Here is a 19,879-nt window from a genome sequence, read left to right as displayed (position 1 = left end):
TTTGTAAAAATAAATTGGGAATCGACCGCTTATTATTAGTTTTGGCTTTGTTGAACAGGTACATTTTCTGGGAAATACAGTGCACCTTTTACCCCGCAAGCGGTTAAAACGCTAGCTAAAATGGCAAGAAGAAGACATTTTTTCATCATAAGTCCTAAGAAGATAATCCAAAAGATAGGGCGATTGTAAAGGAAATCACCCGAACTAAAAAGCCTATTGCTATAAAGAATCAGTTTTTACGCACTCTCCACACTAAAGGCTATCACATCACGGATATGCTCTGCACCCAATGCAATCATCACTAAGCGATCCACGCCCAATGCCACCCCAGAACAGTCAGGCATTCCCGCTTCCAGTGAGGCGAGGAAACGAGTATCTAACGCTTGCAGTGGCAACCCCATTTTTTCGCGTTCAACATTATCCGCATTAAAACGCCGAATTTGCTCTTTGGTATCATCTAATTCGTGAAAACCGTTGGCAAGCTCTAAGCCTTTATAATAAAACTCAAAACGTTCAGCTACTCGATGATCTTCACTACTCACTTGGGCGAGTGCAGCTTGGGTCGACGGAAAATGATAAACCGCAGTGGGACGTTCTTTGCCGATATTGGCTTCTACAATTTCGCTAAATAAAAATTGTAATAAAGTATCGCGATTCTCATCGTCATCGCATTGAAAACCGTGCTTGCGAGCTTTTTCGACTAATTGGGCTTTGGTTGCAGAAAGGGGATCTAACCCCACATAAGTTTGGAACACAAATTGATAGCTAAAAGACTCTGCAGGCTCGCAGTCCAAAATTTCTTGTAATAAATCATCCACTTCGTTAATTAAACGGTACATATCGAAATAGGGGCGATACCATTCCAACATCGTAAATTCAGGATTATGGCGTTTGCCTGCCTCTTCGTTACGAAAGACTTTACAGAGCTGATAAATCGCCCCAGAGCCTGCGACAAGCAAGCGTTTCATATGATATTCAGGGCTAGTCATTAAATAAAGGGGCTTTGTTTCTCGCTCAAAGGGCGGAAGAAATTGCGTTTGGAAGGTAGAAAGATGCACATCAGTTACCGAAAATTCACTCAGAACAGGCGTTTCTACTTCTAACACGCCACGATCTGCAAAGAACTGGCGGATATTTTTTATTATCTTCGCACGTTTGAGCAAGTTTTCAATCGGTGCGGTCGGTTGCCATTTTATTTGGCTTAAATCGGTTGGATTCATCGTTTCTCAGGTTATTTCTAAAATTGGTATTAGGGTAAAACAGCTCTTTTTATATTTCAAGCAGAAAGACAACCGCTTATAAAAATAAAACCACCCGAAGGTGGTGTGTCTTATTTTGTATTGTTTTGCTTTAATGCTTGCCAAATATAGTAAATATTCGCACCTGCAACCAACGTATTCAAAAATGCTACAGGGTACGTAGGCAACAACAGCCCATAAATCACAAAACCAATTGCGCCAAAAGTGTTGATAGTGCGAAGTTTTACCACGTCTTTCATAAAAAACGAGCTGGCAACTAGAATGGAAGCTACATAGCCCAAAATTTCGATCATATCCATTTTATTTCCTATTTGCTTGAGTAGAAATTCAAAGTGAGCGTATTCTACACGTTCTTTTTTGATTTGTCGGTAAGTATTTGAAAAGCAAAGGTTTGCGTAAAAAAAATTTACAAAAAAGCCCTGTAAATTTTCATTTACAAGGCTCTTCGTATTTTTAACCGCTTGTGCGGTTAGCATTATAGGCTTAATGTTAAGTACGCTACAACGACTGTGTAAACTGCTGATAATCCGTAGAAAATCACGCCACCTGCTGGGAGGTGTACTTTTAAGTCGTGTAAGCCGTGGTGAACACGATGCATACCTGCCCACATTGGGAAGATAGTTAATACTAAGATTGCAAATTTACCAATCCAAGTGTGTGCAAAAGCGATGATTGTTTTTGCTTCCACAATATTAAATGGTAACAATAATGCGAAGATTAAAATTACCACAGGGAAGAAAAACGCACTCACAGAGCCACCTGCACTAAAGAGTAACCATACGGGCGGTTCGTTTGATTTTACCGCTTTGTTAATAACGTCTTGTTTGCTCATATTTCACTCCTATAACGCAAGGGCTAATACGATGATGCTAATTACGGCGGTAATACCCCACATAATTTTCGCACCCGTTGCCACAGGTAATTTTTCACCTTTTACCATAATACCCAAGACTTGTGGGGTCATAATGAAGAGCGTTGCTGCGTGTAATAACATTGCGGCTAAGCTCACAAGGTTTAAGATGATCACAATTGGATTTTTTAAGAAATCTACGAAGCTAGTATCAAATGTACCATTACCTAATGAAATGACACCATAAAGTAACACTAAACAGAACCAAACCGTTGGGATCGCCGTTGCTTCACGCACCATATAGAATTTATAAAAACCAACCTTCGTCCACCAAGTAGGTTTTACTTCACGCACATAGGCTTTACGTTTTGTTGTCATAACTTCCCCTTAACCTTTTGGTTTTAACATTGAGATAACATAGTCTTTCGCACTTTCTAATTTGCTTTGGTTAATCGCAGAAGCAGGGCCTACGTGTTTTGGACAGACTTCTGAGCAGTAACCAACGAAAGTACAGCTCCAAACACCGTTTTGTGAGCTTAATAGCTTCATACGTTGTTCACGGCCGTTATCACGGTTATCAAGGTTATAACGATGTGCCAAAGTTAAGGCTGCAGGGCCGATAAACTCTGGGTTTAAACCAAATTGTGGACACGCTGCATAACACAAACCACAGTTGATACACATTGAGAAGTGACGATATTTCTCAAGCTGTGCAGGGGTTTGTTTGGTACGTTGTCCCTCTGGCGTTTTATTATCAATAATGTAAGGTTGAATTGCTTCAAGGCTATCAATAAAGTGGCTTAAATCCACCACTAAGTCGCGTTCAATCGGGAAGTTTTGAAGTGGTTCAATACGCATATAACCGCTGTAGTCACGTAAGAATGTTTTACACGCTAATTTTGGTTTGCCATTTACCATCATACCGCAAGAACCGCAGATCGCCATACGGCAAGACCAACGGTAAGATAGCTCTGGTTGTAACTCATCTTTGATGAAGTTTAACGCATCTAAAAGTGAAGTTTGACCATCATACGGTACTTCATATTTTTCTAAATGTGGTTCGCTATCCACTTCTGGGTTGTAACGAAGCACTTCAATCGTCATTTTTTCCATAGCTATCCCCTATTTTTGTTCTGCCGCTTTTTTCGCTGCTTCTTGTGCTGCACCTTCTGCACCGTACACTCGTTTTGCAGGTTGAGATTTGGTGATTTTCACATCACTGTATTTGATGGTTGGTTTGCCATCTGCATTGTAGAATGCTTGCGTGTGTTTTAAGTAGTTCACATCATCACGTTCTGTGAAGTCTAAACGTTGGTGTGCACCACGAGATTCTTTACGTTCAACCGCTGAACACGCAATAGATTGTGCTACGTCTAAAATGAAGCCAAGTTCGATTTTGTAGAGTAAGTCAGTGTTGAATACGCTTGATTTATCTTTCACGCTGATGCGTTTATAACGTTCTTTAAGCTCTTCAATTTTGTTTACTGCACCTTCCATACCTTCTTGTGTACGGTAGATACCACAACCTTCTTCCATCGCATCACCCATTTGGTTACGAATGTCTGAGTAAGATTCGTTACCTTCTTGGTTCGCTAATGCGGTTAAGCGTGCAACTACATCTTTCGCTTGTGCATCGATTTGTGCTTGGTTTGCAGGACTTGCTTCTAACGCACGGCGTGCCGCATTTTCACCCGCCACTTTACCGAATACCACAAGTTCAGCTAATGAGTTAGAACCTAAGCGGTTTGCACCATGTAAGCCTGAAGAAGCACATTCACCCACTGCATATAAACCTTTGATTGAGGTTTCAGCGTGCATATCCACTTCAATACCACCCATGGTGTAGTGAACCACTGGGCGCACTGGGATTGGTTGAGTCACTGGATCCACACCTTCATACGCACGTGCTAATTCGCAGATGAACGGTAAACGTTCAGTTAAGTGTTTTTCACCTAAGTGACGTAAGTCTAAGTGAACCACATCCACGCCTTTCGCTGTTTTTAAGGTGTTACCTTTTTTCCATTCTTGCCAGAATGCTTGAGAAACTCGGTCACGAGGGCCTAATTCCATATATTTGTTTTCTGGTTTGCCGATAGGGGTTTCTGGTCCTAGACCGTAATCTTGTAAATAACGGTAGCCATCTTTATTGACCAAGATACCACCTTCACCACGACAACCTTCGGTCATTAAAATACCTGTATTTGGTAAGCCTGTTGGGTGATATTGTACGAATTCCATATCACGTAATGCCACACCGTGACGATATGCCATTGATAAGCCATCACCTGTTACGATACCACCATTAGTGTTGAAGCGATAAGTACGGCAACCACCACCTGTTGCGATAACCACTGCAGATGCATTAATTTGCACTAATGTACCTTCCATCATATTCATCGCCACACAACCGCGTGCTTCACCGTTGTCGGTTAAAATATCTAATACAAAGTGCTCGTCAAAACGCACGATGTTAGGGTATTTCATTGAGGTTTGGAACAGCGTATGTAAGATGTGGAAGCCTGTTTTATCGGCTGCAAACCAAGTACGTTCGATTTTCATCCCACCGAAACGACGCACATTTACTTCACCATCTTCACGACGGCTCCAAGGGCAACCCCAACGCTCTAATTGAGTCATCTCAATTGGAGAATGCTCTACAAAATATTCAACAATATCTTGCTCACATAACCAGTCGCCACCGCCTACAGTGTCGTTAAAGTGGTTATCGAATGAATCGTTATCTTTAATTACTGCTGCTGAGCCACCTTCTGCTGCCACAGTATGGCTACGCATTGGGTAAACTTTTGAGATTAAAGCGATTTTTAAGTTCGGATTTGCTTCTGCTGCTGCAATTGCGGCACGTAAACCACCGCCTCCTGCACCGACAATTGCGACATCAAAATTAACACTTTGCATATGCACTCCAAAAAATAATCATAGGTAAAAAGCGTGTTCATTCTGACACTTTAGAGGTACAAAAAAAAGGAATTTCACATTTTTTTAACAAAAAAATTTTGCTTTTGTGATCTACCTCAAAAAATTAACAATAGTGAGAATTATTCTTAATAACTAAGAGGTTAAATTTATATTATTTTTTCAATTCAACGCCAAACAAATCCATTTTTAAACCATATATTCTCAAAACCAGATAGAAATACATAAGTACAGAGCCATACTCCTATAAAAAAAACCGCTTACAGGTTTCTCTGCAAGCGATTCTTTTTAGGATAATCTCTCTAAATCAATCACTCTATCTCCACTCATAATCGTAGATTGCCGATGTGCAATAATAATTTTTGTCATATTTAATTTAGAAATTGCTTCATTGATTAGTTTTTCATTATTTTCATCTAAATAACTAGTAGCTTCATCCATAAATAAAACTCGTGGCTTTTTATATAATGCCCTTGCAATAAATAATCGCTGTTTTTAACCTCCAGATAAACTATTCCCAAGTTCACCTAAAAGTGTTTCGTAATTCATTAGCATTGCCATAATTTCATCGTGAATATTAGCAATTTTAGAGAACCGATCATATTGATATGATGAATCTTCTATTGCAACTTTCCCTCCATTTATATTCTTTAATGTTGAATGGAAAATTTTTTTCTTCAACCTCATGTATAAGGCAATGTCTACTAAATTTAATATATCTTCTAAAGTCACTTCATCTTTTTCTCTTAAAAGAACTCATAAAAAAACACTTGATAAATCCCTCTATTGACCCTCCTATAAAACCACCTGCTACAGATCTTAGTGAGACTCCTACTCTAATGCAAAATTAAAAATATTCTTTATAAAAAACTATCATTGACACAATTATTAAATAGCATAAGATTTGGATTACTTCGTTGTATTTTCTATCAGAAAATATCTTACTTAAAAATATAATATCAATTAATTTAACCATACATAATGGTACAAAAATAACAAAAAAATAAATAAAAATTTCCATTTAGCTTTAAAATTAAACATAAAATTAACTAAATATTAACAATTCTCATTTTTATAGTCAATTGAATACATTACCATTTTAAGAACTCCGATCACTTAAATGTACCAGATATTTTGTTCAATATACCTATAAAAAAACCGCTTGCAGATTCACTCTACAAGCGGTTATTTTTTCTTTATTTATCGCAATTATTTTTTCAATAAATCGCGAATTTCAGTAAGTAACTTCTCTTCAACCGTTGGCTCTGGTGTTTTTTCTGGCTCTGGCACTGGGGCTTTTTTAAGTGAGTTGATAATTTTCACCATCGCAAATACCGCAATTGCGATAATTAAGAAATCAAACACGTTTTGAATGAACGCACCGTATTTCAACATTACCGCTTCCGTACCTTCTTTTGCAGGTGCAATTTCGATTGCTAAATCTTTGAAATCCACGCCGCCGATGATCCAACCGATAGGTGGCATAATCACATCACTTACTAATGAAGAAACGATTTTACCAAACGCACCACCGATGATCACACCGACTGCCATGTCGACTACGTTGCCTTTTACCGCAAATTCACGAAACTCTTTTAAAATGCTCATTTTGTTTTCCTTAAAATAAAAAATCACCCACGATTGTGGACACGCGGGCGATTATACGCATTATCTCATTTTTAGATAGAAAATTTACATCTCTTTACTTTAGTCCCGAATCTAACAACTTTCCAAACTGTTCCACCTGAGCCCAATCGGTAAATTCATACTCTTTGCTAGCATCTGTTTCGCCTTTAGTCAGCTTCATAATGAACTGAATCATCACGCGATCAAAGAATTTATAACGTGGGTAAAGTAACGCACCAGCAATCACTTCCACATGGTTTGGCTGCCACACAATTTTAGCGAGGAATTTTCGCACGTAAGTGTTACTCTCTGCTGTTCTGCGGTTCGGTTTACGAGCGGTTAAATTTACACTGAAAAATGCAGATTTCTTCTGATTTAACACCACTTGGTGTTCAGCCACAAACTGATACACCAGCGGATTAAAATGACCATAGCGAATCGATGCTCCAATCACAATCTGGTTGGCATTTGCTAATTTTTCAGCAAAATCGACCGCTTGATCTTGCAGGGAAATCACTTCCACTTCGTGGCTGATTTGCTCGGCAAGTTTGTCGGCAATCTTTTTGGTTTGACCATCGGTCGTAAAATATAAAATCAGGGTTTTCATTATTAATCTTTCCAAAAAACAGGGCTTAAAATCACAAGTAAAGTGAACACTTCCAACCGTCCACACACCATCGCAAAGGTCATTACCCATTTTGCACTATCTGGCACTTGAGTGAAGTTGGTACTCACGCTACCCAATGCAGGGCCTAAGTTATTCAGGCTTGCCAGAACAGCGTTAAAGGCATCAAACGATTCCATTCCGCACAAAATTGCCATCAGCCAACAAAGAATAAAGACAAAAATATAAGCAGAGAAAAACGCCCAAATTCCCTCTTCGATACGGTCAGAAAGCACTGATTTGCCAAGCTTAATCGGTTTTACTGCATTCGGGTGCACAAAGCGGTGAATTTCTCGATTCATTTGCAAATAGAGCAATAGCACACGAATAACCTTCAATCCTCCACCTGTTGAGCCTGCACAACCGCCAACAAAAGAGGCTAAAATAAGCAAGGTCGGTAAAAATGACGGCCATTGACTGAAATCTGTTACCCCAAAACCTGCAGTGGTGGAAATCGACACCGCTTCAAACAATACTTGATCAATGGTTGTCCCTGTTGTGTTGAAATATTGGTGGAATACCAGCACTATCACACAAATTAAAAACAGAGCAATTTGGATAAACATAAAGGAGCGAAATTCATAATCTCGCCAATAAAGGCGTTGCAACACTGTACTTTTACGTTTCTCTTTCGGGTCTTTCAACTGGCTAAACAAGGTAAAATGCAAAGCGAAGTTACACGACGAAATCAGTAAGAAAAAGACCGTGATATAGTTAATCGTGGTGCTATTAAAATAACCGATGCTCGCATCATGAGTTGAAAATCCACCAATCGAAATGGTCGCAAAGCTGTGTGAAATCGCATCAAAGGGGGTCATACCCGCCAACCAATACGCCATCCCACATAAAATCGTGAGCGAAAGATAAATTTGCCACAGCATTTTGGCTACTTCTGCAATCCTCGGTTGCATTCGCTCATCTTTGAGTGGGCCTGGCATTTCCGCTCGATAAAGCTTACCCAAACCCATCATTGGAATAATCGCAATTGCCAACACGATGATCCCCATTCCACCTAGCCATTGCAAAAATTGGCGGTAGAACAATATCGCTTTAGGGAGTTCGTCTAATCCCGTAATGACCGTTGCCCCCGTGGTTGTTAGCCCTGAAAAAGACTCAAAAATCGACTCGCTGAAATTCAAATCTGGGTGTTCCAGCAGGATGAACGGCACAGCCCCAAGACTGCCCAATACGATCCAGAATAGCACTACAATCAGGAACCCCTCGCGGGAGCGTAATTGATCTTTGTAATCTCGACAGAACCACCAAAGCGTTGCCCCTACTGCAAACGTAAGCGCAAAGGATTCTAAGAACTCACGTCCACCGCCATCGCCGTAAATCAAGGCGACCACCGCAGGCAACAGCATCGTGAGCGAAAAGCTCATTACTAACACGCCAACAATGCGAATAATCGTTAAAAACTGCACCTTATTACTCTTCTTTCTCTAACACTAACAGCCCCGCAAAACGTTGCGTAAGCGAGTCTTGAATTTGCTCAACTTGAGCAGGATTTACCGCCCAACGAAGTACGATTTTCTCACTAAATTGCTGTTCGAGTATCTCAATATCCCAATCTTGCAACAAGTGACTGATCGTATTAAATTGCTCATATTCACACTGCAAGCAGTAATTTTCTCGCAATACTTTACGAGCTGTTTCAAGCTTCAGCAGTGCCTGTTGCACACCATTACCATAAGCCTTAACTAGCCCACCTGTACCCAGTAAAATACCACCATAATAACGCACTACCACAGCAGTAATTTCACCCAAGCCAGAACCAAGCAAATAACTTAACATTGGCTTTCCTGCTGTGCCAGAAGGCTCGCCATCATCCGAAAAACCGTATTGTTGCGAGTCTGTAGGCATTCCTGCTACCGTTGCCCAACACCAATGACGAGCAGACGGATGCAAGGCTTTTATCTCCGCTAAAAATGCCTTGGATTGCTCCATCCCTTCCGTGTGGCGAAGGTAGGTTATAAATCGGCTTTTTTTGATCTCTTCCTCAAAAATCGCCTCCGATTTTGGGATAAAAAATTCCATTCTGTTCTCTTATTGCAACAAATTGGGCGTATTTTAGCAAAAAAATGAGCGATGAGAAAAAACGAGTTTTCTGCTAAAATTCCCGTATCATTCATTAATTTTATTCAATTATGTCAAAACTAAATATTATTTTCGCTGGCACGCCTGATTTTGCTGCCCAACATCTACAAGTGCTTCTTAATTCAGAACACAACGTCATCGCCGTTTACACCCAACCCGACAAACCTGCGGGCCGAGGCAAAAAACTGCAAGCCAGCCCCGTAAAACAGCTTGCCGAAACGTACAATATCCCTATTTATCAGCCGAAATCGTTGCGTAAAGAAGAGGTGCAAGCAGATCTTAAAGCCTTAAATGCGGATGTGATGGTGGTGGTTGCTTATGGTTTAATTCTGCCTGAAGCGGTGTTAAATGCACCTAAATATGGCTGTTTGAACGTGCACGGTTCGATCCTCCCACGTTGGCGAGGTGCAGCCCCTATTCAACGTGCGATTTGGGCAGGTGATAGCCAAACAGGCGTAACCATTATGCAGATGGACATCGGTTTAGACACAGGCGATATGTTGCACAAAGTGTATACCGATATTTTACCGACTGAAACCTCAGCTTCACTTTATCAAAAGCTTGCCGAGCTTGCCCCGCCAGCGTTGCTCGAAGTGTTAAACGGATTAGAAAACCAACAATTTAAACCTGAAAAACAAGATGACAATTTGGCAAACTATGCGGAAAAGCTCACTAAAGAAGAAGCAAAATTAGACTGGAATTTGCCCGCTTGTCAGTTGGAACGCAATATCCGAGCCTTCAATCCAGCCCCAATTGCATTTTTAACGGTAAACGTAAATGGCAATGAAGAACGAGTAAAAATCTATCAAGCCAATGTGTTACCACACCAAGAAAAAGCACTTGGCACCGTGATTGCTTTTGATAAAACGGGCTTGCAAATTGCCACTCAAGATGGCGTATTAAACATCACCCAACTTCAACCACAGGGCAAAAAACCGATGTCGGTGCAAGATTTCTTAAACGGACGAGCAGATTGGTTTGTGGTGGGTGAACGGTTGGCTTAAGCTATAAACTCACCTGCGGATAAAACCACTCGGTCAATCTCACTGCTTGTTCAAGGGAAATAGTTTCCACGGTTACGGTTAGATTTCTGGCTTGCAGATCTTGGGTGAGAGCAAATACGTTCTTGCGATTTGCAAAAAGTTGCGGATTTTTAACCGCTTGCAACACGCCATCTTGCCATAAAAGTAGGGCGTCGGTCGGTTGTAATTGGGCAAGCAAGGTGGAGAGTTCTTGCTTGTCGTATTGGGCTTTGGATAGTGTATAAAGCATTTATCTCCTCACTGTTAAAACGTCAGCACTTTTTCGGCTTGATGTAACACTTCAAACAGTCTGTTCTTGCTCACTTTCTGAGCTTCTTTAAGCACAATCTCTACATTATCTAATCCTCGTTCGACAAGGCTTTCTTTGCAGATAAAACATTCCGTCAAATCGTAAAACTCAATCAGTTTGAAAGTAGCAATATGGTCTTTTTGAAGCAACAATCCAGGCTGTTGGTGGGCAATCAAATTGAATACACCATCGTTCAGAAAACAGATCGCAAGCTCTTCTTCCTCGCAAAAAGCACTGGCTGCAAGCAAGGCATCCAACCCTTCACGGCTAATGCTTGTGCCAAAAGGTGGTTGGGTAAATAAAATCGCTAATTTATATTTCATTTTAAAAGGTCAGTAATCTATCGGCTTTGAGCACGGCTTGGCTAAATTCGCCCAAACCTGCCAGAATAAAAGGCTTGGCAAGGTTCTCTTTAACAATGCCACGGCGTTGTGCGGCAGAGATGCAGAGATGCAACGACAAGCGGTGGTTTTCTGCCAATTTTTTCCAATGTTCCACTAAGTTCACTTCATCGCTTGCGGGATTGACCAACACATTCGCATTGCTTACACCGTTTTGGAAAAAGAAAATCTGGCGTATTTCGTGTCCACTAGCTAATAATTGCTCTGCAAATTGATAGGCTAAATACGCCGCTTGTGAGCCATACACTTCGCCTTTAACTGCTAAAACATACTGCATTATTCGCCCCCTTTCTCTTCTGCACCTTGCTTAATTTGACGGATGTAAAGGTAAACCGTGTGGCGGGAAATATCCAACCGCTCTGCGACTTGGTTGATTGCCTCTTTAATATCAAAAATCCCTTTTTCAAACAGCGATACCACGATTTGACGATTTTTATTGTTGTTGGCAACCGTGCGATCGCTCATCACCTCTTCAATAGTACGGTCGATGGTTTGAGCAACCAGATCTTCGACTGAGCTAGCGAAATTAACGGAAGTATCGTTTTCCTCGTGCGGTGGGAAGAAGGCGTTTAAGAATTGCGAGGTCGGCACATCCAAGTTCATATTGATGCAAATAAATCCTATCACGTGCTGTTTGCGGTTTCGAATAGCGATAGTGACCGATTTCATCAATACGCCCCCACCTTTACCACGTGTAAAATACGGTTTGGAGACGCTGTCGGTTTGCATATTATGTAACGAGCGTAGCGCTTTGTCGGTTAATGGCGAGCCGATTCTGCGGTCGGTGTTGTGTCCATTTACCACATAAATGGCGGAATGTTCGAGAAATTCGAGCGAATGCAACACGATTTCGCAATGTTCGCCCAAGAGTGCAGCAATGCCGTCAATCACAGGGAAGTAAGAGGCGAGAATAGCGTGATCTTCATCGGTGTAGGGGGTAAAAGTGCTCATTTGATTGTAGGGCGGGGGTATCCCACCGATTAACTGTTGATATGCAAATAAAAATGGTGGGCTAAAGCCCACCCTACACATTACCTAATTATTTAGCTGGTTTAAAATCCAACAATTCAATCTCAAATTTTAAGGTTGAATTCGCTGGGATTTTACCTGCCGAACGATCACCATAACCTAATGCAGGTGGAACGACGATTTCCATTTTGCCACCTTTTTTCAACATTGGGATTGCTTCGATCCAACCTGGAATCAGTTGATTTAATTGGAATTCCACAGGTGCATTACGGTCGTATGAGCTGTCAAATACCGTGCCATCAGGTAATGTGCCTTTATAGTGCACTTTGACCATATCTGTTTTACTTGGGCTTGCCCCTTCGCCTGCTTTTTCAATTTTATATAATAAGCCTGAATCTGTTTTTTTCACACCAGATTGTTTTGCGTATTCCGCACGGAATTTATCACCTGCTTCGATGGTTGCTTTTGATTTTTCCGCTTGAATTTTTTGCTCTTGTGAAGAGAGGTAGCTATCTAATGCTTTCAATTGATTTTGTAAATCTTCATCGGTCAATTTACCTGTTTTTTTCAAGGTATCTTGCACACCTGCTAAGATTTTATCTTGGTTATAAGTGAAAATCGCTTTTTGAGATTCCACAATCCCTTCGATATTTTTACCCATCAACACGCCCACTGCGTATGATGAATCATCCACGAATTTCTTATCCGCTTTTTGTTCTGCCATCACAGAACTAGTCGCCAATGTTGCGATTAATGTTGCAACGAGAGTTAATTTTTTATTTAACATCCTATATTCCTCATAAAAGATTGGTAAGATATAGCTCAATAGAGTAAAGTGTATTTCTTTTTTAGACAACCTTTTTTATTAAAAATGCCCTCAGATCTTGAATTATTTAACAGAATTGAAGAACTTGAAACCAAAGTTGCCTTTCAAGAAGCAACGATCGAAGAATTAAATCAAGCTTTGATCGATCAACAATTCACCCTCGATAAACTCCAGACCCAGGTTCGCCACTTGGCGGAAAAATTCAAAGGCATCTCGGCAAGCAACGTAGCCTCGCGTGAAGAAGAAACGCCACCGCCGCACTACTAATCTCAATTTTATGCTGTATCTACAAAAACTTCTCTTGATTCGCCGATTTTTCTCCACATTTGCATTCTTTTCAATGCAAACGGTCTTTTTTATCTACCTTCAGAAAAAGGGACTAAGCAACAGCGAAATCGCTTTTTCGCTCTCGTTGCTCTTTTTCTGCAACCAAGCACTTGCCATTTTTGCAGGCATTTGGGGCGACCGCTTTGGGCTTGCCAAAATGATGTTGCTTGGTTGCTTTTTAGATGTGCTTGCTTACATCTTTTTCCTCTCGGCTGATCACCATTTTTTATTGCTGCTTGCCACCACCTGTTTTGGCTTGGGGAGTTGCTTGTTCGGCACGAACGCCAAAGCCTGTTTACTCGCGATTGCTGGCAATGAATATGCTGAGAAAACACGTCTGCAAGGCAAATATCTCAAAGTCACATCAATGTCCTCAATGGGTGCCCCGCTTTTGGTGATTCCGTTTATTAAGTACGATCACATCAATGCTCTTATTTGGGCGTGCTTTGCAATTGAAGCGATTTTATTTGTGCTGATGATTAAGCCGTTTTCACAAATACAAGCGGTACAAAAATTGGTGAAATTTCGCTTTTCGCAAATCCGTGACATTATGACCAAAGATTTTCTCTTTGTGCATTTGATGCTCTTTATTCCGCTCTCAATTGCAACTTCGTTTTTCGTGATTTTCCCGTTTTTGTTCGATAATAAACTCGGCTTGCCTGAACATTCACCGATTGCGTTGTTTGTGAATGGTTTATTAACTGTGCTTTTGCAAAGCACTTTTTCACGCAAAATTAACCTCACGCCAAAACAAACCGCTTGGGTTGCCCCCATTTTGGCGGTCGGGATTGTTGCCCCGTGGTTTCTGACTTTACATTATTTATCAATTTACACTGCTTATCTTTACTTAATAATTTTCACCGTCATTGAGGTTTATGCTCTCACAGCAATGGCAAATTTGCTGGTGAAATTCGACAACGGTACGCATCGAGGCTTTATTTTTGGTGCATCCCGCTTATTGCTCTCCATCGCAACCGTAGGCGTGATGAATTTAGTTCCGCATCTGTTTTTGGTGTAACGCAATGATAAATATATTACTGATTTCCGTCGGGGCGGTGGCTGGCGCCATCGCTCGCTGGCTACTCGGCATTTGGCTTAGTCCTATTTTTACTACCTTTGCTTTTGGCACGCTGATTGCCAACTGGGCAGGCTGTTTATTGATTGGCGTTGCGATGGGATTGACGCTGCACGATCAGCACAAATTGCTGATTATCACGGGTTTTCTCGGCAGTTTCACCACTTTTTCTAGCTTTTCTGCGGAATTAAGTGAGAAACTCTTAACAGGAAAATGGCTGGAATTTAGTTTAACGTTAGGATTGCATGTAGTCGGTGGAATTTTATTGACTGTGATGGGAATTATTCTTACTAGAATGGTGGTAAGCGGTTGATTTTATAGAGTAATTTGCAAATCTGAGATAAAACAAAACCGCTTGAAGGCGGTTTTATTGATGTAAATAACATTGGGCATGTTTGCCATGCCCAAACACACTTAGAGTAATACATTAGACAATGCTAAGCCAAATACTAAGCAGAATGCCATACTTAATAAGCCTGGAAGCATAAAGCTATGATTGAAAATGTATTTACCGATTTTGGTTGTACCTGTGGTATCAAAGTCAATTGATGCAATAATCGGGCCATAGTTAGGCACGAAGAAGTAGCCATTTACTGCTACAAACACACCGATTAATACAGGTGCAGGGATGCCTAATGCAATACCAAGTGGGAATAAGGTTGCCACTGTTGCCCCTTGACTGTTGACTAATACGGAAAGGACAAAAAGTGCGAAAGCAAATGCCCAAGGAGCAGTTTCAACTAAACCTTTCACTAAGTCTTTCACCTCAGTTATATGAGCTTGCATTAAGGTGTCACCTAACCACGCAATACCGAAGATCGCAATGACCGCACGCATACCTGCATGGAAAACGGAGCCTTTAGTAATTTCAGTACTATCTGGTTTACAAGTGAAGATAATTAATGCACCAATTGAAAGCATAATGATTTCGATAGTGTGTGCCATTCCCATTGGTTTGCCATCAAAAACTGGGCGAAGTGAAGGCACAGCCCCCATTAACACGACAAGCAATGCACCGAATAAGAAGAGTGAAACTGACACTTTTGCCGTTTTGCTCACTTCAATTTCCGTAGAACTTGCGGTTGAGTTAAAGGTATCTGCATATTTTGGATCTTTCAAACGGCGTTGATATTCTGGATCATCTTTGAGCTCTTTGCCCATTTTGTTCACAAATACGCACGCCAATAAAATACCTGCAAGAGTAGATGGAATCGTCACCATCAACACATCACCTAAGTGAATGCCCTGTGGCTCAAGGAATGCCACAACCGCCACAACGGCTGCTGCAATTGGGCTTGCAACAATGGCAAATTGAGAAGCAATTACCGCCATTGAAAGAGGGCGTTCTGGGCGAATGCCGCTATGACGACTTACTTCAGCAATCACAGGAAGAACCGAATATGCAACATGTCCCGTTCCAGCCAATACAGTAAACGTCCACGTAACCAGCGGTGCAATAAATGTAATATGTTTCGGATTACGTCGTAAAATGTTGGTTGCGATTTTGATCATATAATCCAAACCGCCTGCAGCTTGCATTGCAGCCGCAGCAGAAACTACCGCCATAATCATAAACATCACATCAATCGGCAAACCAGCTGGTTTTAAGCCAAAACCGAAGGAAAGAATGGCAAGCCCCAAGCCACCAAACACACCCAAACCAATCCCGCCCACGCGTGCACCTACTAAGATACAGAGCAACACAATGGCGAATTGCACGAGAAACATTGTAGACATTTGAAAAACTCCGTTGTAATTTAGAGAAAAATCCTCATAATTTGAGGTTATAACTGATTAAAAATCGCTAAATAATATAGCATAAAAAAATTTAATCTTAATGATTAGATTTTAATTAAAATCAAAAAATAGGAAAAAATATGCAGTTTTCAAAAATGCACGGTTTGGGTAACGATTTTATGGTGATCGATGGCGTCACACAAAACGTGTTTCTCACCCCCGACATCATCCGCCAACTTTCCGACCGTCATCGTGGCATCGGCTTCGACCAACTTCTATTAGTTGAACCCCCTTACGACCCTGAATTAGACTTTCACTATCGCATTTTTAACGCCGATGGCAGCGAAGTTTCCCAATGTGGCAACGGTGCACGCTGTTTTGCCCGTTTCGTGACATTAAAAGGCTTAACTAACAAGCCTAATATTCACGTCAGTACTGCTAAAGGCAAAATGGTCTTAAGCCTGAAAGAAGATGGCAAAGTGCGTGTAAATATGGGTGAACCGATTTGGGAACCCGCCCAAGTGCCGTTTACTGCCAACAAATTCGAGAAAAACTACATTCTCCGTACCCATCTACAAACTGTGCTCTGCGGCGTTGTGTCGATGGGCAATCCACACTGTGTATTGCAAGTCGAAAATATTGATACTGCCCCTGTGTTACAACTCGGCCCACTACTTGAAAACCACGAACGCTTCCCAGAACGAGCTAACATTGGCTTTATGCAAGTGCTCAATCGCAATCATATCAAACTCCGTGTTTTCGAACGTGGTGCGGGCGAAACACAAGCCTGTGGCAGCGGTGCGTGTGGTGCGGTTGCCGTCGGCATTATGCAAGGCATATTAGATAGCAAAGTGCAGGTGGATTTACCCGGTGGCTCACTTTGGATTGAATGGGAGGGCGTTGGTCACCCGCTTTATATGACAGGTGATGCAACGCATATTTATGATGGGTTTATCAAACTCTAATTAAGGAAATTCTATGTTTAAAAAATCGTTTATTTTCGCATTACCATTCATAGTAACCGCTTGCTCTTCCAACAATCAAACAGAAGAGGCATTTCCAGGTCAATTTGCTGATGCAGATTATGTCCTTTCTGACCAAGATGCACAAAAATGGGTGGCAGAAAGCGAACAGGCTCGTCAATGTATTTATCCAAATTTGACCCGTATTCAACAAAATCATTTTTCAAAAGAAGATAGCTATATCCATGCCCAATATGTTTTCTTCTACCCGCTTGAAAAAGTCATTGGCGAGCAGTATGTAAATATTTTGCAGGCAGACGAAAAATCCATGGGCTATGCACAATATCAATTCAAAAAATTTAAAGATAAGCCCACCGAGATCCAACCTCTAACAGCCCAGCAATGCGAAACACTGCGAGCACAAGCCCGCGATGATTTAGCGGTCGTTAAAGGGCAATACAAAAGTGGCATGGTGGAAGAAACGAAAACCGCAAGCGACGACAAGAAAAACAGCGATGGCGTTGCCACCAACCAAAATAAATTCTTCTTTGATATTATCAAATGGGGATCGGCGTTGTTGCTCTAATCAGCGAACAGCGAATATCACAAGCGGTGAAATTTGTAAAAGAAATTGCAAATTTCACCGCTTGTTGTTTCAAAAGGGGGCTAAAAATCTTTCTCTACTGACACAAACCACTCGCCACTTTTTCTAGAATAAAATTCTGGAATATTGCTATCAATTTTGCGGTAGCGATAATTTAGCTTCGGTACAAAACCTTGCCATTGTAGTTTGTTATGCCAAATGGTGGCGTTAAAACTGTATTCTTTATCTTGGCGTTTTTTCATTGGGAAATAGAAATTTTCCGCTTGGAAATCACGTTTTACATAACGCACGCTCACGCGGCTCACAAAATCCTTCATTTCCCACACTGAACCGATATTCACCCCACGGCGAAGCGAAGATTCCGCTTTATCTTTGCTACGATCAACACTGTCTTCCATGCCACCAAACAGCAACCAATTCGGCTTGGCTTGGTAGCTTAACGAAAATGAAACACCATTTAAGTAACCATTATGACGGCGAGCCACGCTTTCTTGTGCATAGCGTTTTTGCGTATGCGAAAAAGATCCTGAAATTGCCCAGTAAGCGGTCAATTCTTGACGAAAATCTGCAACTGCACCGTAATTTTTGCTATAACGTGGTGAACCGAGCCAGTTCTGTTCAAAAAATGGGGAAAATCCGACCGCTTGCAATGCCGAACGGTAACGATAACCAAGCGAAGCATAAAGTGATTTTTCGCTATAATCTTGCTTATCCCAATAATGCACGCCACTAAAGCGACCATTTGTGGTAACAAAATGGTTGCCGCCCACATTCAATTCACGGTTCACGCCCACACCATAACGGAAGCCGTGGGCTTTTTGTGGCAGCGATTCCGCATCTTTTTTAAACCGCAAGTCGCCTAACACAATATCTTGCTGAGAAGAAGCATTGTTCACGTTATCGGTTTGGGTATATTGCAGCTCCATATCAGGCTGCCAACTTTGCCGCTCTATCATCGCCTGAATATAATGTTCGGTAAGTTGCTGCATTTGTGGTGAAAGTTCGGGCTTAGCACGTTCCAACTCCGCTTTTGCTTGGCGATATTGTTTATTCTCAAACAGCATCATCCCCAAATCAAACCGCGGATAAGCTAACTCTGGCTTCTCGGCTAAAATCTGCTGATAAAGCGAAATTGCCTGTGGATATTCTTTTTCCGCCCGCAACATCGCCCCCATTGCGTAACGATAAAGCGTTTCATCATAATCCGCCTGCTGTTGATACAACGGCAGAATCTGCTTCAACAAATGCCATTGCTGTTTTAATACACCATAGTTAATCAACTTCTCTAGCTTGGTTTTGGTGCTGTCTGCATCAGAAAGGGCAAACGAAGGGGCAGGCGGATTTTCTGTTTGTAGTTGCGTTTTTATTTGTGGTTCAGTCTGTTTGGGCAAAGTATTGTTTTCAAAGAAAACAGGTTGAGGTGCGTGAAAGGTTTCCGCTTGAACTGCAAGCGGTAGAAAAATAAGAAAGTTTGCGAGTTTTTTCATAGTAAATTTATTCATAAGTAAACATTGTTTTACAATGCAAGACATTCTATCTATAATGATTTGTACTGCATTGTTAGACAACGGAGATAATTATAGCAATGACACAAAATGCATCTTTTAGCTTTCGTTTATCAGAAAATTTAAAACAAGAGGCTTTTAATGTAATTGAAAATTACGGTTTCACCCCTTCGCAAGTGTTTAATTTATTCTTAACAGAAATTGCGAATACAAAAACGATTCCAGTAAACCTTTCTTATTTGAAACCAAATGCTGAAACATTACGCGCTATGCAAGAAGCTGAAAATGGTGATGTTGATATCATTAGTGAAGCAAATTTCGAAGCCAACATTATGGAAAATCTATTAAAATCAGTGAAATAATGGGAATGGAATCAGTTAAAACATTAAAAGTAACTGCAACTAAAACATTTCAACGAGATATTAAAAAGCTCACAGCTAAGCAACAATTCTCAGTAGAAATGACCGAGGTTTTGTATCTTTTACAAAGAAATCGACCGCTTCCAAGAAAATATTTAGACCACGCACTACAAGGCGAAATGCAAGGTTATCGTAACTGCCATATTTTTAGCGATCTTGTGCTGATTTACCAAATTATTGATGACAAAGAATTAAAGCTCATTCGTATCGGTTCACATTCGGAAATTTTCTAATAGTTAAATGCCGTTTAAATCTACTTTAAACAGCATTTTCTTGTAGATACTGTCTCCCA

The 19,879-nt window shown here is 41.0% G+C and carries 28 protein-coding genes; 8 read left to right on the top strand and 20 right to left on the bottom strand.

The features are described from left to right. Positions 1 to 35: 35 nt before the first annotated feature. From lptM to B0185_RS05505, 13 genes are all read right to left on the bottom strand, one after another. Positions 36 to 146: an LPS translocon maturation chaperone LptM gene (gene lptM, locus B0185_RS05565; protein ID WP_172461629.1), complete on the bottom strand. Its 111-nt coding sequence runs from the start codon at positions 144 to 146 to the stop codon at positions 36 to 38. Between the two features lie 90 nt (positions 147 to 236). Continuing rightward, complete coding sequence (gene epmA / locus B0185_RS05560) at positions 237 to 1,220, bottom strand: elongation factor P--(R)-beta-lysine ligase (RefSeq protein WP_005706006.1); 984 nt, start codon at positions 1,218 to 1,220, stop codon at positions 237 to 239. Between the two features lie 110 nt (positions 1,221 to 1,330). Continuing rightward, entirely contained in the window at positions 1,331 to 1,558 is a 228-nt protein-coding gene (locus B0185_RS05555; RefSeq protein WP_039863086.1) for a YgjV family protein, read from the bottom strand. A 176-nt stretch (positions 1,559 to 1,734) separates the two neighbouring features. Next, complete coding sequence (gene frdD / locus B0185_RS05550; RefSeq protein WP_005705995.1) at positions 1,735 to 2,091, bottom strand: fumarate reductase subunit FrdD; 357 nt, start codon at positions 2,089 to 2,091, stop codon at positions 1,735 to 1,737. 9 nt (positions 2,092 to 2,100) lie between these two features. Beyond that, the gene (frdC, locus tag B0185_RS05545; protein ID WP_005705970.1) at positions 2,101 to 2,487 is read right to left on the bottom strand and encodes a fumarate reductase subunit FrdC; all 387 of its coding nucleotides are present in this window, start codon (positions 2,485 to 2,487) and stop codon (positions 2,101 to 2,103) included. A gap of 9 nt (positions 2,488 to 2,496) precedes the next feature. Next, positions 2,497 to 3,222, bottom strand: coding sequence for a succinate dehydrogenase/fumarate reductase iron-sulfur subunit (locus B0185_RS05540; RefSeq protein WP_005705986.1), 726 nt, complete (start codon positions 3,220 to 3,222; stop codon positions 2,497 to 2,499). Positions 3,223 to 3,231: 9 nt separating this feature from the next. Beyond that, positions 3,232 to 5,025, bottom strand: a complete 1,794-nt coding sequence (gene frdA, locus B0185_RS05535; protein ID WP_005705975.1) for a fumarate reductase (quinol) flavoprotein subunit — start codon at positions 5,023 to 5,025, stop codon at positions 3,232 to 3,234. A gap of 306 nt (positions 5,026 to 5,331) precedes the next feature. Next, positions 5,332 to 5,484 (bottom strand): P-loop NTPase family protein, encoded by a 153-nt coding sequence (locus B0185_RS10340; RefSeq protein ID WP_005705981.1) that lies wholly within the window; start codon positions 5,482 to 5,484, stop codon positions 5,332 to 5,334. A 54-nt stretch (positions 5,485 to 5,538) separates the two neighbouring features. Further along, the gene (locus B0185_RS10335) at positions 5,539 to 5,775 is read right to left on the bottom strand and encodes a hypothetical protein (RefSeq protein WP_078208094.1); all 237 of its coding nucleotides are present in this window, start codon (positions 5,773 to 5,775) and stop codon (positions 5,539 to 5,541) included. Between the two features lie 477 nt (positions 5,776 to 6,252). Next, positions 6,253 to 6,651, bottom strand: a complete 399-nt coding sequence (gene mscL / locus B0185_RS05520) for a large-conductance mechanosensitive channel protein MscL (protein WP_005705971.1) — start codon at positions 6,649 to 6,651, stop codon at positions 6,253 to 6,255. Between the two features lie 94 nt (positions 6,652 to 6,745). Further along, a complete protein-coding gene (gene hemG / locus B0185_RS05515) occupies positions 6,746 to 7,276 on the bottom strand; it encodes a menaquinone-dependent protoporphyrinogen IX dehydrogenase (RefSeq protein WP_005706003.1) in 531 nt (176 codons plus the stop codon). Between the two features lie 2 nt (positions 7,277 to 7,278). Then, entirely contained in the window at positions 7,279 to 8,757 is a 1,479-nt protein-coding gene (locus B0185_RS05510) for a TrkH family potassium uptake protein (protein ID WP_005705954.1), read from the bottom strand. Positions 8,758 to 8,761: 4 nt separating this feature from the next. Beyond that, positions 8,762 to 9,370 carry a YigZ family protein gene (locus tag B0185_RS05505; protein WP_005705953.1) on the bottom strand — a complete coding sequence of 203 codons (609 nt, stop codon included), beginning with the start codon at positions 9,368 to 9,370 and terminating at the stop codon, positions 8,762 to 8,764. A 110-nt stretch (positions 9,371 to 9,480) separates the two neighbouring features. On the opposite strand from B0185_RS05505, the gene fmt reads away from it, so the two are divergent. Next, complete coding sequence (gene fmt, locus B0185_RS05500) at positions 9,481 to 10,434, top strand: methionyl-tRNA formyltransferase (protein ID WP_005705979.1); 954 nt, start codon at positions 9,481 to 9,483, stop codon at positions 10,432 to 10,434. 1 nt (position 10,435) lies between these two features. Here the strand turns inward: fmt and tusB are convergent, their stop codons facing one another. From tusB to fkpA, 5 genes are all read right to left on the bottom strand, one after another. After that, the gene (tusB, locus tag B0185_RS05495) at positions 10,436 to 10,702 is read right to left on the bottom strand and encodes a sulfurtransferase complex subunit TusB (protein WP_005705973.1); all 267 of its coding nucleotides are present in this window, start codon (positions 10,700 to 10,702) and stop codon (positions 10,436 to 10,438) included. A gap of 14 nt (positions 10,703 to 10,716) precedes the next feature. Next, positions 10,717 to 11,085, bottom strand: coding sequence for a sulfurtransferase complex subunit TusC (gene tusC, locus B0185_RS05490; RefSeq protein WP_005705946.1), 369 nt, complete (start codon positions 11,083 to 11,085; stop codon positions 10,717 to 10,719). A gap of 1 nt (position 11,086) precedes the next feature. Next, positions 11,087 to 11,440: a sulfurtransferase complex subunit TusD gene (tusD, locus tag B0185_RS05485; protein WP_005705949.1), complete on the bottom strand. Its 354-nt coding sequence runs from the start codon at positions 11,438 to 11,440 to the stop codon at positions 11,087 to 11,089. Further along, complete coding sequence (locus B0185_RS05480; protein WP_039863085.1) at positions 11,440 to 12,114, bottom strand: helix-turn-helix transcriptional regulator; 675 nt, start codon at positions 12,112 to 12,114, stop codon at positions 11,440 to 11,442. Before B0185_RS05480 ends, tusD begins: the two co-directional genes overlap by 1 nt. A gap of 88 nt (positions 12,115 to 12,202) precedes the next feature. Beyond that, positions 12,203 to 12,919, bottom strand: a complete 717-nt coding sequence (fkpA, locus tag B0185_RS05475; protein ID WP_005705994.1) for an FKBP-type peptidyl-prolyl cis-trans isomerase — start codon at positions 12,917 to 12,919, stop codon at positions 12,203 to 12,205. A gap of 84 nt (positions 12,920 to 13,003) precedes the next feature. Here fkpA and B0185_RS05470 point away from each other — a divergent pair, with 84 nt between their 5' ends. Genes B0185_RS05470 through B0185_RS05460 form a run of 3 tightly spaced genes read left to right on the top strand, consistent with a single transcriptional unit; the run spans position 13,004 to position 14,673 of the window. Beyond that, positions 13,004 to 13,225: a SlyX family protein gene (locus tag B0185_RS05470; protein ID WP_005705991.1), complete on the top strand. Its 222-nt coding sequence runs from the start codon at positions 13,004 to 13,006 to the stop codon at positions 13,223 to 13,225. A gap of 13 nt (positions 13,226 to 13,238) precedes the next feature. Beyond that, positions 13,239 to 14,303, top strand: coding sequence for an MFS transporter (locus tag B0185_RS05465; RefSeq protein ID WP_039863088.1), 1,065 nt, complete (start codon positions 13,239 to 13,241; stop codon positions 14,301 to 14,303). 4 nt (positions 14,304 to 14,307) lie between these two features. Then, positions 14,308 to 14,673 carry a fluoride efflux transporter FluC gene (locus B0185_RS05460; protein WP_005705952.1) on the top strand — a complete coding sequence of 122 codons (366 nt, stop codon included), beginning with the start codon at positions 14,308 to 14,310 and terminating at the stop codon, positions 14,671 to 14,673. Positions 14,674 to 14,774: 101 nt separating this feature from the next. On the opposite strand, the gene B0185_RS05455 is transcribed toward B0185_RS05460, so the two are convergent. Then, positions 14,775 to 16,097, bottom strand: coding sequence for an anaerobic C4-dicarboxylate transporter (locus tag B0185_RS05455; RefSeq protein WP_005705951.1), 1,323 nt, complete (start codon positions 16,095 to 16,097; stop codon positions 14,775 to 14,777). 140 nt (positions 16,098 to 16,237) lie between these two features. Here B0185_RS05455 and dapF point away from each other — a divergent pair, with 140 nt between their 5' ends. Together dapF and B0185_RS05445 are read left to right on the top strand one after the other, a co-directional pair. Next, on the top strand, positions 16,238 to 17,062 hold the full coding sequence (gene dapF, locus B0185_RS05450) for a diaminopimelate epimerase (protein ID WP_005705939.1): 825 nt from the start codon (positions 16,238 to 16,240) through the stop codon (positions 17,060 to 17,062). A gap of 13 nt (positions 17,063 to 17,075) precedes the next feature. Beyond that, on the top strand, positions 17,076 to 17,645 hold the full coding sequence (locus B0185_RS05445; RefSeq protein WP_005705985.1) for a DUF5358 domain-containing protein: 570 nt from the start codon (positions 17,076 to 17,078) through the stop codon (positions 17,643 to 17,645). A gap of 80 nt (positions 17,646 to 17,725) precedes the next feature. Here B0185_RS05445 and B0185_RS05440 read toward each other — a convergent pair whose 3' ends face one another. Then, on the bottom strand, positions 17,726 to 19,165 hold the full coding sequence (locus B0185_RS05440; RefSeq protein WP_425279940.1) for a surface lipoprotein assembly modifier: 1,440 nt from the start codon (positions 19,163 to 19,165) through the stop codon (positions 17,726 to 17,728). An 83-nt stretch (positions 19,166 to 19,248) separates the two neighbouring features. Here B0185_RS05440 and B0185_RS05435 point away from each other — a divergent pair, with 83 nt between their 5' ends. Together B0185_RS05435 and B0185_RS05430 are read left to right on the top strand one after the other, a co-directional pair. After that, positions 19,249 to 19,530, top strand: coding sequence for a type II toxin-antitoxin system RelB/DinJ family antitoxin (locus B0185_RS05435; RefSeq protein WP_005706005.1), 282 nt, complete (start codon positions 19,249 to 19,251; stop codon positions 19,528 to 19,530). A gap of 5 nt (positions 19,531 to 19,535) precedes the next feature. Continuing rightward, positions 19,536 to 19,820, top strand: coding sequence for a type II toxin-antitoxin system RelE/ParE family toxin (locus B0185_RS05430; RefSeq protein WP_039863090.1), 285 nt, complete (start codon positions 19,536 to 19,538; stop codon positions 19,818 to 19,820). The last annotated feature ends 59 nt before the right edge of the window (positions 19,821 to 19,879 follow it).

The sequence above is a fragment of the Haemophilus parahaemolyticus genome (assembly GCF_002015035.1).
GTDB classification, from domain to species: Bacteria; Pseudomonadota; Gammaproteobacteria; order Enterobacterales; family Pasteurellaceae; genus Haemophilus_A; species Haemophilus_A parahaemolyticus.
This window is presented reverse-complemented; position numbering and strand designations above follow the sequence as displayed.

Excerpts from the sequence above, each read along its gene's own strand:
- lptM (WP_172461629.1), bottom strand. The coding sequence starts at position 146 with ATGAAAAAATGTCTTCTTCTTGCCATTTTAGCTAGCGTTTTAACCGCT.
- epmA (WP_005706006.1), bottom strand. The coding sequence starts at position 1,220 with ATGAATCCAACCGATTTAAGCCAAATAAAATGGCAACCGACCGCACCG.
- B0185_RS05555 (WP_039863086.1), bottom strand. The coding sequence starts at position 1,558 with ATGGATATGATCGAAATTTTGGGCTATGTAGCTTCCATTCTAGTTGCC.
- frdD (WP_005705995.1), bottom strand. The coding sequence starts at position 2,091 with ATGAGCAAACAAGACGTTATTAACAAAGCGGTAAAATCAAACGAACCG.
- frdC (WP_005705970.1), bottom strand. The coding sequence starts at position 2,487 with ATGACAACAAAACGTAAAGCCTATGTGCGTGAAGTAAAACCTACTTGG.
- B0185_RS05540 (WP_005705986.1), bottom strand. The coding sequence starts at position 3,222 with ATGGAAAAAATGACGATTGAAGTGCTTCGTTACAACCCAGAAGTGGAT.
- frdA (WP_005705975.1), bottom strand. The coding sequence starts at position 5,025 with ATGCAAAGTGTTAATTTTGATGTCGCAATTGTCGGTGCAGGAGGCGGT.
- B0185_RS10340 (WP_005705981.1), bottom strand. The coding sequence starts at position 5,484 with ATGGATGAAGCTACTAGTTATTTAGATGAAAATAATGAAAAACTAATC.
- mscL (WP_005705971.1), bottom strand. The coding sequence starts at position 6,651 with ATGAGCATTTTAAAAGAGTTTCGTGAATTTGCGGTAAAAGGCAACGTA.
- hemG (WP_005706003.1), bottom strand. The coding sequence starts at position 7,276 with ATGAAAACCCTGATTTTATATTTTACGACCGATGGTCAAACCAAAAAG.
- B0185_RS05505 (WP_005705953.1), bottom strand. The coding sequence starts at position 9,370 with ATGGAATTTTTTATCCCAAAATCGGAGGCGATTTTTGAGGAAGAGATC.
- fmt (WP_005705979.1), top strand. The coding sequence starts at position 9,481 with ATGTCAAAACTAAATATTATTTTCGCTGGCACGCCTGATTTTGCTGCC.
- tusB (WP_005705973.1), bottom strand. The coding sequence starts at position 10,702 with ATGCTTTATACACTATCCAAAGCCCAATACGACAAGCAAGAACTCTCC.
- tusC (WP_005705946.1), bottom strand. The coding sequence starts at position 11,085 with ATGAAATATAAATTAGCGATTTTATTTACCCAACCACCTTTTGGCACA.
- tusD (WP_005705949.1), bottom strand. The coding sequence starts at position 11,440 with ATGCAGTATGTTTTAGCAGTTAAAGGCGAAGTGTATGGCTCACAAGCG.
- B0185_RS05480 (WP_039863085.1), bottom strand. The coding sequence starts at position 12,114 with ATGAGCACTTTTACCCCCTACACCGATGAAGATCACGCTATTCTCGCC.
- fkpA (WP_005705994.1), bottom strand. The coding sequence starts at position 12,919 with ATGTTAAATAAAAAATTAACTCTCGTTGCAACATTAATCGCAACATTG.
- B0185_RS05470 (WP_005705991.1), top strand. The coding sequence starts at position 13,004 with ATGCCCTCAGATCTTGAATTATTTAACAGAATTGAAGAACTTGAAACC.
- B0185_RS05460 (WP_005705952.1), top strand. The coding sequence starts at position 14,308 with ATGATAAATATATTACTGATTTCCGTCGGGGCGGTGGCTGGCGCCATC.
- B0185_RS05455 (WP_005705951.1), bottom strand. The coding sequence starts at position 16,097 with ATGTCTACAATGTTTCTCGTGCAATTCGCCATTGTGTTGCTCTGTATC.
- dapF (WP_005705939.1), top strand. The coding sequence starts at position 16,238 with ATGCAGTTTTCAAAAATGCACGGTTTGGGTAACGATTTTATGGTGATC.
- B0185_RS05445 (WP_005705985.1), top strand. The coding sequence starts at position 17,076 with ATGTTTAAAAAATCGTTTATTTTCGCATTACCATTCATAGTAACCGCT.
- B0185_RS05440 (WP_425279940.1), bottom strand. The coding sequence starts at position 19,165 with ATGAATAAATTTACTATGAAAAAACTCGCAAACTTTCTTATTTTTCTA.
- B0185_RS05435 (WP_005706005.1), top strand. The coding sequence starts at position 19,249 with ATGACACAAAATGCATCTTTTAGCTTTCGTTTATCAGAAAATTTAAAA.
- B0185_RS05430 (WP_039863090.1), top strand. The coding sequence starts at position 19,536 with ATGGAATCAGTTAAAACATTAAAAGTAACTGCAACTAAAACATTTCAA.